The 14,087-nt window shown below is 53.4% G+C and carries 13 protein-coding genes; 7 read left to right on the forward strand and 6 right to left on the reverse strand.

What is annotated here, in order from left to right; translation table 11 throughout:
• The 5 genes from ACMHXH_RS12270 to hemC form a co-directional block, all read right to left on the reverse strand.
• Positions 1-2,039 (reverse strand): retention module-containing protein (locus ACMHXH_RS12270; protein WP_413738116.1); only part of this gene is annotated, 2,039 nt, incomplete at its 3' end.
• Positions 2,040-2,316: 277 nt separating this feature from the next.
• On the reverse strand, positions 2,317-3,486 hold the full coding sequence (locus ACMHXH_RS12275; protein WP_071475693.1) for a heme biosynthesis HemY N-terminal domain-containing protein: 1,170 nt from the start codon (positions 3,484-3,486) through the stop codon (positions 2,317-2,319).
• A complete protein-coding gene (locus ACMHXH_RS12280; protein ID WP_052248048.1) occupies positions 3,483-4,592 on the reverse strand; it encodes a uroporphyrinogen-III C-methyltransferase in 1,110 nt (369 codons plus the stop codon). The genes ACMHXH_RS12275 and ACMHXH_RS12280 overlap by 4 nt, the downstream gene beginning before the upstream one ends.
• Positions 4,593-4,643: 51 nt before the next feature.
• Positions 4,644-5,372 (reverse strand): uroporphyrinogen-III synthase, encoded by a 729-nt coding sequence (locus ACMHXH_RS12285; protein ID WP_039034024.1) that lies wholly within the window; start codon positions 5,370-5,372, stop codon positions 4,644-4,646.
• A gap of 12 nt (positions 5,373-5,384) precedes the next feature.
• Complete coding sequence (gene hemC, locus ACMHXH_RS12290; protein ID WP_071475691.1) at positions 5,385-6,314, reverse strand: hydroxymethylbilane synthase; 930 nt, start codon at positions 6,312-6,314, stop codon at positions 5,385-5,387.
• Positions 6,315-6,513: 199 nt separating this feature from the next.
• On the opposite strand from hemC, the gene ACMHXH_RS12295 reads away from it, so the two are divergent.
• The gene (locus ACMHXH_RS12295) at positions 6,514-8,940 is read left to right on the forward strand and encodes a class I adenylate cyclase (RefSeq protein ID WP_071475690.1); all 2,427 of its coding nucleotides are present in this window, start codon (positions 6,514-6,516) and stop codon (positions 8,938-8,940) included.
• Positions 8,941-8,954: 14 nt separating this feature from the next.
• On the opposite strand, the gene cyaY is transcribed toward ACMHXH_RS12295, so the two are convergent.
• On the reverse strand, positions 8,955-9,284 hold the full coding sequence (gene cyaY / locus ACMHXH_RS12300; RefSeq protein ID WP_025011356.1) for an iron donor protein CyaY: 330 nt from the start codon (positions 9,282-9,284) through the stop codon (positions 8,955-8,957).
• Between the two features lie 80 nt (positions 9,285-9,364).
• Here cyaY and lptM point away from each other — a divergent pair, with 80 nt between their 5' ends.
• The 6 genes from lptM to ACMHXH_RS12330 are packed head-to-tail and all read left to right on the forward strand — an operon-like array spanning position 9,365 to position 13,880.
• A complete protein-coding gene (gene lptM, locus ACMHXH_RS12305; protein WP_162206859.1) occupies positions 9,365-9,514 on the forward strand; it encodes an LPS translocon maturation chaperone LptM in 150 nt (49 codons plus the stop codon).
• A complete protein-coding gene (gene lysA / locus ACMHXH_RS12310) occupies positions 9,515-10,759 on the forward strand; it encodes a diaminopimelate decarboxylase (RefSeq protein ID WP_335912322.1) in 1,245 nt (414 codons plus the stop codon).
• A 49-nt stretch (positions 10,760-10,808) separates the two neighbouring features.
• Positions 10,809-11,636: a diaminopimelate epimerase gene (dapF, locus tag ACMHXH_RS12315; protein ID WP_039034028.1), complete on the forward strand. Its 828-nt coding sequence runs from the start codon at positions 10,809-10,811 to the stop codon at positions 11,634-11,636.
• A complete protein-coding gene (locus ACMHXH_RS12320; RefSeq protein WP_071475688.1) occupies positions 11,633-12,268 on the forward strand; it encodes a DUF484 family protein in 636 nt (211 codons plus the stop codon). The genes dapF and ACMHXH_RS12320 overlap by 4 nt, the downstream gene beginning before the upstream one ends.
• On the forward strand, positions 12,268-13,164 hold the full coding sequence (xerC, locus tag ACMHXH_RS12325) for a tyrosine recombinase XerC (protein WP_335912320.1): 897 nt from the start codon (positions 12,268-12,270) through the stop codon (positions 13,162-13,164). The genes ACMHXH_RS12320 and xerC overlap by 1 nt, the downstream gene beginning before the upstream one ends.
• A complete protein-coding gene (locus ACMHXH_RS12330; protein ID WP_335912327.1) occupies positions 13,164-13,880 on the forward strand; it encodes an HAD-IA family hydrolase in 717 nt (238 codons plus the stop codon). Before xerC ends, ACMHXH_RS12330 begins: the two co-directional genes overlap by 1 nt.
• Positions 13,881-14,087 lie beyond the last annotated feature (207 nt).

Consider the following 14,087-nt stretch of genomic DNA (forward strand, 5'->3'; position numbering starts at 1 on the left):
TCGCTGAGCATGCCATTGATGACATCGACATCCTCGGTGACCGCGCCGCTCATGTCGATGCTCAGCACCGGCGCATCATTGGTGCCGGTAATGGTCAGAGTGACTTGTTGTGAATCACTGGCGCCAAAGTCGTCGGTGACCGTCAGCGTGAAGCTTAAGGTGATGGTCTCACCGACGGCGAGGAACTGTACCAGACTGTTGGCGATCTCATAGTTCCAACCGGAATTGTCTGCACTAAAGCCCTGGGCGAGAGCATCCTGGGTGGCTTGATCCAGAGCGCCGCCACTCCAGCTTGCATCGCCATTGTAGCTACTGCTGACAACATGGCTGTCACCAATATCGACATCGGTGAAGCTCAAGGCACCGCTGTCGCTGAGCATGCTATCAATAACATCCACGTCTTCAATGACGGCACCACTTGTGTCAGCGGTAAGAATGGGGGCGTCATTGGTACCTATGATAGTAATAGTGACCAGTTGTTCGGCGCTGGCGCCAAACTCATCCGTCACAGTAACAGAGAAGGTTTCAGTGCGAATTTCACCTTCCAGCAGCCCATCGGCTGCGGTGTTATCTAGCTGATAATTCCAGGCACCACTGGCGGCATCTATGTTGAAGTTGCCAAAGGGGCTGTCGGCACTGCCGGACCAAACAAGCACGGCACCATTATCCACATCGCTGGCACTGAGCTGACCACTGACGCCTGGGGTTCCGGGGTCTATGCTACCATCATCAAATTGACCGGCTTCTCGCACTGTACCATCGGCTTCACCTGGCTGGGGCGTGCTGATCACAGGTATATCATTGGTACCCGTTATGGTGATCGTTAAGGTTTGGACACTGGTATCGCCATCGGCATCTGTCAACAGATAGGAGAAGACTTCCGTCAGGGATTCTCCCTGAGCGAGCGCCTGAACTGCTTGTGCTGCAGAGTTTATTTGATAGCTGTAACTACCATCGGCATTGAGGGTCAGCAGGCCGTAGTTGCCGGAAACAAGGCTTTGACTGGACACGGTATTATCGAGGTTGCCGCCACTGCCGGCGGCTGTCACCTGTGCGGTATCGCCGCCCTGAACATCGTTATCGAGCAGATTGCCACTAATGGCCAGTTGTGAGTCTTCATCTACGCTGTTGATGTCATCCTGGCCACTTGGAGCGTCATCCAGTACCGAGATGGTAAGGGTATTCCCGACACTGTTTCCTTCTAGATCGGTCAATATCAGGTTGAAGGCCTCAGAGAAGTCATCGCTGAGGCTGTGGTCAACTGCAGAATTGAGGGTAAAGCTATAGCTGATATTGCCGTTTATCAGGTCAACGGCATTGATGGTGAGCACGCCATATTCGGTATTGATACTGACAGGGCCGTTAAATACGCCGCCAGAGACAATGGCAATCCCATCCAGGGTCAAGCTGGCTACGCCAGCCGCGGCACTGAAGCTCAAGTTACCGGTTTGGGTCAAGGCCGCGGGTGATGGCGTGGTTCCTGTCGGTAGGTTGGCATCTGAGAGTGTGGCTGCGCTACTGGTGAGTGTAGGGCCAGTCAGGGGAAGATCATCAAGTAATATTTCTTCTTGGGTGGTGATGGTGGTTTGCTCAAAGCCACTGGTATCGTAACCTGCGCTCGCCAATACTTCAGAACCATCCCTGGCTACGGATATATAGTCGAATCCGCCCTGGTTTCCAGCTGTCCCGGCACCGGCAGCTGTAGCGGGCAGGTTAGCGGTAGGGTCATCACCTGCAAGTATCTGTGCCTGTAATGCTGCTATTTCGGCATCGACCCCTTCATTGGCAAATTGGGCGCCATCAACAGCGGCGCTGTCTGACTGAGGTTGAGTGTTGGGCTGGGCATTTTGCTCTGTCAGCTGGGTACCGTCAGCATATTCTATGGTGAAAGTATCATTTGCAGTGAAGATGATCTCTTCACCATTGCGAATGACATCCCCGATACTCAGATCGCGGATATTGCCATTTTCGTCCTTGGCCTTGAGTTGTCCAACCAGATTGGTGACAACCGCGTCTTGCTTACTGATTGCGACGCCCATAACTCATACTCCTTTGCACGCATATACTGACGGCAAGGTCACTTTGTGCCCATGAGCGTCAGTTAAAGGTATTAATTATTAAGTCTGGGGTTGAAACAAAGACTGTCAAATATGTGACGTTAATGGTTGTAAAGTTATATGAGGGTGGGACAAAATGTCCACATCTTAGAATCTGTCTCGCATTCATGCGGTTACAGTATGTGTGCGGATAATCTTGTGATGATTAATAAAAAAGCCACTAAATAAGTGGCTTTTTTATTACGAAAAGATCTATCGATTAGTCGCACTTGGCGGCTTGCTTATAGCTCTTGAAAGCCCCTTGATGATCGGCTAACTGTTCCTGAAGTTTGGCTAAGGCCAGCCAGTACTCTTTGCGGGGCAGTAAATGACACAAGCGTTCCCATGCCGTGCGGGCCAGGCTGAATTCACGGCAGAGCTCATGGATTTGGGCCATACAGTGTTGGTAGTCGGCATGATTTTCGAGCTTGGGCTCCAAATTTTTCAGCAGTTTCAGGGTTTCGTTGTCCTGCGGCTCAAAAATTTTCGGCAACACTCCCAAAACCGCAGCGCAAGGTTCTTTTTTCAGCGCCTTATTCAGCAGTTTTAGGGCTTCGTCACGGCGGTTGAAGCCGGCCAGACCCAAAGCATATTGTGCCATATTGGCTTGTTGGCTGCGTTCCTGACGGCTAAGCCAGTGCCAACATTTTTCCAGTTCCTGTTCGCTGCGAAGGGCTGCCTGGGCCAGCAGAGCATTATTTACTCTTTGGTTCAGGAGGTCATACTCTTCATTATCCAGGAGTTGTTTTTTACGTAACGTCGGCAGTAGTAGTTTTAGGGCCTGCCAGTCTAACTGGCTCTGATAAAGCTCCAAGGCCAGTTGCAGTACCGGCGCTTTACTCTTGCTGCTGGGTTGTAGTTTATCCAGCTGCTCGCGGGCTTTTTCCAGCTCGCCTTGCTGCATGTAGTAGCGCACTCTGGTGGTGGTGACCGCTTGGGTTGCCAGTGGCAATTGGGCCGCCTTATTCAGGTATTCATCCCGCTCTTCATTCTTGAACTGTCGTTGGGCCGCTCTGGCGGCTGCCAGATAATTAAGAGCGGGCAGTTCACCGGCTTCGGCGCCTTTTTGCATCGCCTTTTCGGCCGCAGGCCAATCTTCTTCTGCCAGTGCCAGGGCGCCGGTGAGCGTGTGCTTACGAGCAGCATTGCGGCGCCAGCGCCGCGGCAGGTAGCGACTGCTAAGCACCAGATTCAGCACAGTGACAAGCAGCCATTCCAGTAGCTGCAACAGGGCAAAGAATATGATGAGTGCCATAACGGCAAACAGCAGGTTAGTTTCCAGTTGCCAGTCCAGGAAGGCGATATAAACATAACCCGTCTTACCGGCTAAGAGTGGGCTCAGACAGGCGCCTGCCAGAATAATCACCAGATAGATGAGTACTCTTATCATAGTTCGGCCCCCGGCATGAGTTCGCCATAGGTGACCAACTGCTTGAGCTGGGCGCTGGATTCAAATTTAGTCAGACTGATAGGATCCAGCTGCAGACTGGACAAAGCATTAATTGCAGTCAGCACCTCTTCGGTGCGCGGATCATCAAGGTCGAAATATTGTTGGATCCATTTGCGGGCCATGGCCAATGATTGGCGGTAGTTGAGCTCATCATATTGGTAGAGGGCCAGCTGTGACTGCAGTAGTTTATTGCGGATATTCTCGAGTAGGTACCATTCCTGCTGGGGAGATAGCAGAGGTGTGATATCTGAGCTTATTTTGCGAATAGTGAAGAAGTCTTCCTTCAGCGCGCTCCAGGTCTTGGCCAGGTTGCTCTGCCAGTCACCAATAGAGTCAGACATTTTACTTTCAGTTTCCGGCTCTATTTGTTGACTGCCGACACGGTTAAGCGGCAGCTTGTCCAGCTTGGTGATAATGCCATCCAGGGTGAACACAGTACCTGCGATGTCGGTATTCTTGATGGCGCTTACCGCCGCCATATCGTTGGCGAGGGCACGACGCAGCGGCATAAGAGATGGCTCCTGCATGGCAGCAATACGCTCATCGGCGGCTTGTAACAGGCCGGTTGCCGTTTGCGGATCTTTCTCCAGCCACAGTTTACGTCCCGCCATCCGCACCAAGTATTCGGCTTCAGCCGCCATCCAATGGTTGGGACTACGTTGTGCAAGGGTAGCGATACGGGTTTGCATCTGTTGTTGAGCATCGCGCAGTTGTTCTATGGCACCTTGTTGCTGTTGATTTTGTTGCAGGTCACTTCTCAGTTGCTGCTCCAGTGCCTGCAATCTGGCCTCCGGAGCTTGTTTGACTTGTTCGAGGGTCGTTGCCAGCTGCGCATTGGCGGTTTGCTGTTGCTGCAGTTGCCAAAAGAGATAAGCACCTGTGGCGCAGGCCAGCAGTGCCAGCAACAGGCTCAATAGTAGGGTTAGTTTCAGGAGCAATGAGCTGTGCTTGGCTGTCGCCACAGGGGTATCTTGCTCTGTGAGATCCTGGGGCTGGGTAGGCAGTGCGGGGGTATCGCTCCCGACTTCTGGCTTGCTGTTATCCATTAATGCAGTCCTTTAACGCGACAATAGGGCTGGAAATCGGGAGGGGGGAAACTAAAGCCTCAATGCCTTGAGTACGGCCTTACTATTGGCCGCCGTAGCATCAGTCACCTGAGTTAATCCGGCGACGACGGCCTTATCTACCACCCGAATGCTGGGAACTATAATATGACATGCTTGCAGCCAAGCAAAATACTCTTTTGGCAGCAGCCGGATAAGGTTCGTCAGGCTTTCTGCACTGCTGATCACTATGGTGTCTATCCCGAAGGCTTGCCATTCCTTGACCAGTTGTACTGCATCATAGGAAGGGCAGGTGCGGCGATAGACCTCCCAGAACTTGACTACAGCGCCATATTGCTGAAGTGTTTTTCCCAGTACTTCCCGGCCACCGTTGCCCCGAATTATGACCACTTTCTTGTGTTTTACTACTTCGGGTTGCAGTCCTGGCAGGGTTAACAGGCCTTCGGTCTGTTGATTGTCATCCGGAGCCTTATGCCCCTGAATGCCATAATGTGCAAAGGCCTCAAAAGTGGCTTCGCCGACGGCAAAATATTGAATGTGTGACGGCCATGAGGCATTCAGCGCCTGAGTGCCGAAATGCACCGCATTGGTGCTGACAAATACAATGATGTCGGCATCCTGCACCTCGGTAGGGGAGATACTTTTGTCTTCCATGGCCTCGACTGCCAAGAGAGGGGTCACCATAAAAGGTATGCCCCTTTCTGCCAGCGCCTGTTCCATGGCGTGATTGCGCCCCTCAGGGCGCGTCAACAACACTTTCATAGTGCCGCCTTGTTATTTGCCGTAAACGGCATCCAATATGGTTTTGGCGCCTTTGCTCAGCAGTTCTTCTGCCAGGGCGTTACCCAAGGCTACCGCTTCGTCTTGATGACCACTTACCACTCCTGAAATGACTTCAGAACCGTCAGGATTACCTACCAAACCTCTCAAGGTTAGTTGTTCGCCCTGGATCTCGGCATAGGCCCCGATAGGTACCTGGCAACCTCCTTCAAGACGCGTATTCATCGCTCTTTCGGCCAATACCCTGTAGCGGGTTTCTTTATGTTCAAGCGGTGCCAGCAAGGCTTTTACCCGCTCATCATTAGTGCGGCATTCAATGCCGACAGCACCCTGGCCGTTGGCCGGCAGTGATTCTTCGGCGCTGATAAAACTGGCAATACGCTCTGACAGTTTCAAGCGGATAAGCCCGGCGGCAGCCAGAATGATGGCATCATATTCACCGGCATCCAGCTTACCCAGACGGGTTCCCACATTACCGCGCAGATCTTTGATGATAAGGTCCGGGCGACGGGCTCTGAGCTGACATTGACGGCGCAGGCTTGAAGTACCGACAACCGCGCCTTGAGGCAGTTCATCTATACTCTTGTAGCTGTTGGAAACGAAGGCATCACGGGGATCTTCACGTTCGCAGATCACTTCCAGCCCCAGCCCTTCCGGGAATTCAACCGGCACATCTTTCATGGAGTGCACTGCGATATCCGCCTGGTCTTCCAGCATGGCGACTTCCAGCTCTTTAACGAACAACCCCTTGCCGCCTACTTTGGCCAGAGGAGTATCCAGGATGACATCACCCTTGGTGCTCATTGGCAGCAGTTCTACTGTCAGCCCGGGGTGAATGCGTTCCAGCTCGGCTTTGACAAATTCTGCCTGCCACATGGCGAGAGGGCTTTTACGTGTTGCTATGCGAATGCGATTTTCTGACATGCCAATCTTTTCCGTGAGAGTACGTTAAATGCGCCAATGCTAACATTGCCCATTGGAGAATGGCACCGAACGCTGCTCAATCTTTGAAGTGGGCACGTTAAATTTTTGCCAAATAGTGTGATCTTGATCTCATTACTTGCCTGCTACCGCAAAAGTGTTAGCATGATCATCCAACTGGTTCAGGGATAGTGAAATTTGGATGACCGAGCGTCAGCGACAATACGCCGAATACGCCGAGCGCCTCAATCGAGTGCGTTTGGCTCGTGCTCAGGCGCTGTTTTCCCCATTGCAAAGGCATCTGTTTAACCTGATCCCCCTGTTGCTGCATCAGCACCACAGCCGACTGCCAGGATATAACAGTCCTTTGACGCCATGCGGAGTCAAGGGGTTCCAACTCTCAGTTGAGCTCAAGGAATCGCTCGCTACCCTCACGTTACCCCAGTTCGAGGATACCCTGCATGCCAGTCCTGTGCTGGAAGGGGTTTACGTAATGGGCAGTACCGCCAGTTTTGGCCAGAATCCCAAGAGCGATGTGGATGTCTGGTTAGTCTATGACGCCGGGCTGACACAAGAGGAAGTAGAGTTGCTGCGGGACAAGAGCCTCAAACTCACCCGCTGGTTTGCCGGCTTTCAATTTGAAGTGAACTTTTATCTGGTACACCCGCGGCAGTTTTGCCGTGACGACACTTGCAATCAGGATGCCGAGTGGGAGCTGCTGGGGCATGAACACAGCGGCAGCGCCCAACATTGGTTGCTGCTGGAAGAGTTCTACCGCAGCCATATCCGCCTGGCCGGCAAGACGGTCGCCTGGTGGCCCAATGCCGAGCCTTGCAGCGATTTTCTGTTTCTTGGTGATATGCACCAACTACCCGCCAATGAGTATTTTGGTGCCTCTTTATGGCAGCTCTACAAAGGCTTGGACAAGCCGCACAAGGCCTTGCTCAAGGTACTGCTGTTGGAAGCTTATGCCAGCAACTATCCACAAACCAACCTGGTCAGTGAATGGGTGTGGTTGAGAACTCTGGCCGGTGACTTTTCCAACGCCAACGACGCCTATTTGCTCCTGTATCAATATATAGAGTCTTATCTGCTTAAAGTGGGAGACGAGCGTCGGTTGGAGATAGTGCGCCGCTGTTTTTACCTCAAATGTGGTATCAGGCTCAGTGATGTCGAGCAGTGTCACGATTGGCGCTACCACAAACTCAAGCAATTGGTGGAGCAGTGGGAATGGCCCCAGAGTCTGCTGATTACTCTGGATGATTGCGAACATTGGCACAGTGGGCAGTTGCAGTGGTTCAACGCTCAACTTAACGAGTTGATGCTGGCCAGCTACCAAACTCTTTTGCATTTCGCTTCGACTCACAGGCTGAGCGAGTACTTTAAAGTAGAAGACTTGGGGCTGTTGACCCGCAAGTTACACACCTATTTCAGCGAGGACAAGCAGCAGATCCTGCGGCTCAACCGGCTTTGGAGTCAGTCGCTGGCTGAGCCGAATCTGACCATAGTTCGCAGCGAGCAGGATGGCCGCTGTCATCTCTATCGTCTATCGCCGGAGCCGCGACAGTTTATGGGCGAGGTGGCCATCTATCAGGCCGATGATGCCGCCTCTTTGATGATTTGGGCTTGCCTCAACGGGGTGGCTACCGCCAACAGCCGCTGGTTTGAGTATCGCGCGGGTCGTCTACGGTGTCGGCGTCTTAACCAGGTTGCCGAACGGCTATTGCCTTATACCGAAGACAAGCAATGGCGGGTGTCGAAACTGGATCTGTGTCAGCCTTGGCATTATCGCAAGTTGGTGTGGATTCTTAATCTGGAGCAGGACCCCAGCGAGCATTGGCAGGGTCAAAGCTTGATGCTGGAACTCATGGGCAGCAACCTGCTGGCGACAGGAAAACCGGCAGCCAGTTTGCTGGGTTCGGTGCAACTGATGAGCCTTAATTCTTGGGGGGAATGGCATTGTCATAGCTTTAGCGGTGAGCAGGCGCTATTGGAGGCCATTGCCTTTGCCACTCCAGGTATGAGAAGGGCGCCACAACAGGTGGCCTTCGATGTCGTCAGCGCCTCGCAAAAGCTGCAGTCCCAGCTGGAACAAACTGTAGTGGATATTCTCAAGCAGGTGCACCGACTGATAAAAGACGCCTGTCCGTCCAAGACTTTAGTGCAGCCATTACAGCTGGGTGAAAAGAAATATGGCCTGTTTTTCGATGCCAAGGGCATGAGTTACCGGGATCTCAGCGATGTGAAGTCCCTCTATCGTCAGTTGGCCAGGGGCGAGCTACAGAGTCTGCCAAGGCCCGAGCTTGCCAACGATCCTTGGGTCAAGGTGCCCGAGGTTATCCAGAACTATGCGGTGAAAGGAGTGATCCAGTATTTCCTGCGCAGCCGGGAAGATGAGTTGGATGTGTTTGTACTGGATGAAGGAAATGGCTTGAGCCACTATGTGCACAGCAATCCGGATGTCAGTGAATTGGTTAATACTGTCACCCAGCATTACGCCTTCGGTGAAGTACTGAACCTTAAAAATCAGTTCAACTTTCCGCAGTTTTTCCGCCTGGTGCGCCAGAGCGGTAATCTGGATGTGGTGCCTTTTGGGGTCACGGCAAGGGCGGCGCAGACAGAGTTCTGACCGCCCCTAAATCATCAGAACGACAGTTCTATACCACCCTGGCGGCTGATGGACTCTCTGACGAAGGGCATAAACTCGCCGCCGTTGCGCTCATCTATCCATTTACCGTCGACATAGCCAAAGTGATAACCACCGAAACGGGTTGCTACCCAGATCTGGTGCAGCGGCTCCTGTTTGTTAATCACGATTTTGGAGCTGTCGGCGAACTCGAGCTGCAGTACATTGCCTGAAGCGTCGATATCAACATCGGCATCCTGCTCATCTATTGCATTTTCAATTGCGGTTTCTATCCGGTCGAACATTTCATCGGCGAGCTGATGATATTCGGTATCTGTCATGGCCATGGAATATCTGTCCTTTGCTTTCATCAAGATGAATGCGATTATAAGGCTAATGTAATCCTGCTGCCCAGATGTTGAGTAAAATGAGACTGTTTTTATCCCTGATGCTTGCTAGCCTGTTGCTGCTTGGTTGTGGTCAAAAAGGCGTGCTTTACAAGAGCCCGGATCTGCCGGACAACCAATCCCAGACGGAACAAACCGAGCAACCCCAGCAATCGACAGAGGAAAACTAATTGGATCATTTTCAATATCAAGCTCAGGCTCTGTATGCCGAAGACTGCGCCGTAGCCGATTTGGCGGCTCAATATGGTACGCCTTTGTATGTCTATTCGCGGGCAACATTGGAGCGCCATTGGCATGCCTTTGACAGAGCCGTGGCCACTCATCCACACCTTATCTGCTATGCGGTCAAGGCCAACTCCAATCTGGCGGTGCTCAATGTGTTGGCGCGTCTTGGCAGTGGCTTTGATATTGTCTCAGGCGGAGAACTGACCCGGGTAATCACCGCAGGTGGCGATCCGGCCAAGGTGGTGTTTTCCGGTGTTGGCAAGACAGCGGCAGAAATGAAACTGGCACTGGAGCTGGGCATATATTGCTTCAACGTCGAGTCCCGCGCCGAGCTTGAACTGCTCAACGAAGTGGCAGGCTCTTTGGGTAAACAGGCGCCGGTTTCGTTGCGGATCAACCCAGATGTGGATGCCGGTACTCACCCCTATATCTCCACCGGCCTGAAAGAAAACAAGTTCGGCATCGCCATGGATGAAGCCGAGGAAGCCTTCCTGCAGGTGCAATCCTTGCCGCACCTGGCCATCAAGGGCGCCGACTGCCATATCGGCTCACAGCTTACTGAACTCAGGCCGTTTCTCGATGCTATGGATAGAATGCTGGCATTGATCGATAGGCTGGCAGAAAAAGGCATAGTGATTGAGCATCTGGACGTGGGCGGCGGTCTGGGAGTCACTTATGATGAAGAAACCCCGCCACAACCGGACAAGTATGCCGCCGCATTGCTCGAGCGTCTGGGTGAACGACCACTGAAGCTAATTTTCGAACCGGGCAGGGCGATTGCCGCCAATGCCGGGATCTTTGTCACCCAGGTATTGTTCGAGAAAGAGAATGCCGGCAAGCATTTTGCGATAGTGGACGGTGCCATGAATGACCTTATCCGGCCGTCACTCTACAGCGCCTGGCAGCAGATTATCCCGGTACAGCCAAGAGAGGGCGAAAGCCGGGAATACGACATAGTCGGCCCAGTGTGTGAAACCGGGGATTTTCTGGGGAAATCACGCGCCTTGGTGCTGCAAGCTAAAGACCTGCTGGCGGTGCGTTCCAGCGGCGCTTATGGCTTTGTGATGTCCTCCAACTACAACACTCGTCCGCGAGCGGCCGAAGTCATGGTCGATGGCAGTGAACATTATCTGGTGCGTGAACGGGAAAAGCTGGAACAACTGTGGCAAGGTGAGCACTTGCTGCCGTAAACTAGTGTGAGTACTTTCCCGCTGTAGGCGTTGGAACCTAGGAGTAATCTTGATCCACTTCACTAAGATGCATGGTCTGGGCAACGACTTTATGGTCGTCGATGGCGTGACCCAGAATGTGTACTTTTCGCCGGAGCAGATCCGGCGCCTGGCCGACCGCAACTTCGGTATCGGTTTCGATCAACTGCTGCTGGTCGAGCCGCCCTATGATCCGGATCTGGACTTTCATTATCGTATCTTCAATGCCGATGGCAGCGAGGTCGAACAGTGCGGCAACGGCGCCCGCTGCTTTGCCCGCTTTGTTCGCAACAAGGGCCTGACCCAGAAATACAAAATCAAGGTCAGCACTTCATCCGGCAAGATGACCCTGCGCCTGGAGCGCGATGGCAATGTCACCGTCAATATGGGCGTACCTATCTTGGATCCGGCGCGGATCCCCTTCAAGGCCAAAAAGGCCGAAAAGACCTACCTGTTGCCTACCGAAGGGCAAACCTTCCTCTGCGGTGCAGTCTCCATGGGTAACCCCCACTGCGTGCTGGAAGTCGAGGATGTGGCTGCCACGGATGTCGATGTTATCGGCGCGCAACTGACCAACCACGAACGTTTCCCCAAAGGGGTCAATGTCGGCTTTATGCAGGTGCTCAACAAGGGTCATATCAAGCTCAGGGTTTATGAGCGCGGCGCCGCTGAAACCCTGGCCTGTGGCAGTGGTGCCTGCGCGGCTGCTGTGGTGGGCCAACTGCAGGGCAAGCTGGGCAATACAGTGCGGGTCGACCTGCCCGGCGGCACTCTGACAATCAAATGGGACGGTGAGGGCAAGCCGCTGTGGATGACAGGCCCGGCCGAACAGGTATACGACGGACAGATACAGATATGAAAGACGCCAAAGCTAAGCTCAATCCACCTTTTGATGAGCAGATCATCCGTGAATATCTGTTGGATAATCCGGAGTTTTTCTGCCGTCACCCCGAGCTGCTGTTGGCTATGCGTCTGCCCCACGGCGAGCGTGGCACAGTTTCTCTGGTGGAGCGGCGGCAGGAGCTGCTGCGCAGCCGGGTACAACAGTTGGAAGAGGAGATCACCGCGCTGCTTGGTATGGCTAGCCGCAATGAGAAAATCTTTCGCTTTAACACCCAGCTTTCATTGAAGCTGCTCGATTGCGAAGATATGGGCGAGCTTAGGCAGGTGTTGTGCGCCGAGCTTAAAGAAGCCTTTAACTTCAGCCATGTACGCCTGATTACCGTGCATGATATCGACTCAGAACTCTCGGCCATCTGGCGTAAGCGCCTGCAGCACGGCTATTACTTTGGTCGCTTGACCAAGGAGGAGTCCAAGCGTTTGTTCGGCTCTGAAGTCGGCTCAGTGTCACTGGCACGGCTGTCGGAGCAAAATGGCCAGGTGATCTTTGCTATCGCCAGTGCCGATGTGACTCACTTCCATCCGGAGATGGACAATATGCTGCTGGATCAGTTGCGGCAGCTGTTGGACCATCTGCTGCCCAAGCTCTGATGGCCGTTAAACAGGATTCTCCCTGGCTTGGCCGCTTCGAGCGCCATCTCAGTGCCGAGCGGCAGCTGTCTCCTTACACAGCCCGCAACTATCTGCGCGAACTGCAACGGGTTGCCGGGCTGTTGCCGCAGGATATTGATTGGGATCAGGTAACCGATCCCCAGTTGAGTGCTGTGTTGGCCAAGTTACATCGTCGGGGTCTCAGCCCGCGTTCTTTGTCTCTGTGCCTGTCGGCGGTCAAGCAGTTCTACGAATTTCTGCTGCTCGAAGAGCTGGTCAAGAGTAATCCCGCCCGGCAACTGAGCGCCCCGAAACAGAATAAGCCGCTGCCCAAGAATCTCGACGCCGACAGCATCAACCATCTGCTGGATATTGAGGTGACAGATCCCCTCAGTGCCCGTGACAAGGCGATGATGGAGCTGTGTTACTCCTCCGGGTTACGTCTGGCCGAGTTGGCTTCGCTGGATGTGCCGCAACTGGATTTCGCCCAGCAGCAAATCAGGGTGATGGGTAAAGGTGGCAAGGAACGGCTGCTGCCTGTGGGCTCGGTCGCCATTGCCGCATTGCAACAATGGCTGGATTACCGCCGGGATATTCCCTGTGAAGATCAGGCGCTGTTCGTGACCGCCAAGGGCAAGCGCTTGGCGCATCGCAGTATTCAGGCGCGCATGGCGCGCTGGGGGCGGGAGCAGGTGCTATCCGCCAGGGTGCATCCCCACAAGCTGAGGCATTCCTTCGCGACCCATATGCTGGAATCCAGCGGCGACTTGCGGGCGGTGCAGGAACTGCTGGGACACGCCAATCTGGCGACCACCCAAATATATACCAGTCTGGACTTTCAGCATCTGGCCAAGGTGTATGACGGCGCTCACCCCAGAGCCAAAAAGGACAAATGATGCAGGTGTTTCTTCGCCCCGGCGCTATTAAAGCCATCAGTTTTGATCTCGACGATACCCTCTATGATAACCGGCCCATTATCGCTGCCGCTGAAGGCACATTGCTCGAGTGGCTGGCCAAAGAGTACCCACTGAGCGGCAATTGGCAGGCCGCAGACTGGCGGGCATTGAAGCGCCAGCTGTTGCAGCAGCGAGCCGAGCTGACCCATGACACCAGTGCCGCGCGATTGGCGCTGCTGCAAACCGGGCTGGAGATGCTGGGATATGATAAACATAAGGCCAATCAAGGCGCTGAAGCGGGTCTAGCCTTGTTCCTTGAGCGGCGCAGCGACTTTAAGGTGTCAAAGGAAGTGCTCGCCCTACTTGCGCAATTGACTGAGCGTTTTCGCCTGGTCGGGATCACCAATGGCAATGTGGATGCCGGCAGAATTGGCCTGGGAGAGATGTTTGAGTTTGTGCTGCATCCGGGCAATGGCATCAGACGCAAACCCTGGGGAGATATGTTCCAGTTGGCCGCCGAGCGCCTGGCCTTACCCTCTGAGGCGCTGCTGCATGTCGGCGACCACCCGCTGACAGATGTCGAAGGTGCCCGTAAGGCTGGCTGTCAGGCTGCCTGGCTCAATCCGGCGTTTGCCGGTGATAACTGCAGAGCGGCTAATACCTTACTGCCTCACATACAGTTTAGTTCCCTAAGTGAATTGACACTTTTGCTGTAGTCCATCTGTGGATTTGACAATATATTATTTATAATCAATTGGTTGTTTTTGATTGGCTAGGTCTGTATATCCAGGGTACATTCACTGAATGCAACTTATTGAAACAATTGTTTGCCATTAAGGCGCGCATTAACTTATTTCTTATCATTTTACTAACACCGGCTTGATGCTAGTGTATAATAATTTACAGTTAGCGCCTGAGATTTA

The organism is Shewanella sp. BJSY2023SW001 (assembly GCF_047314685.1).
GTDB classification, from domain to species: domain Bacteria; phylum Pseudomonadota; class Gammaproteobacteria; order Enterobacterales; family Shewanellaceae; genus Shewanella; species Shewanella indica.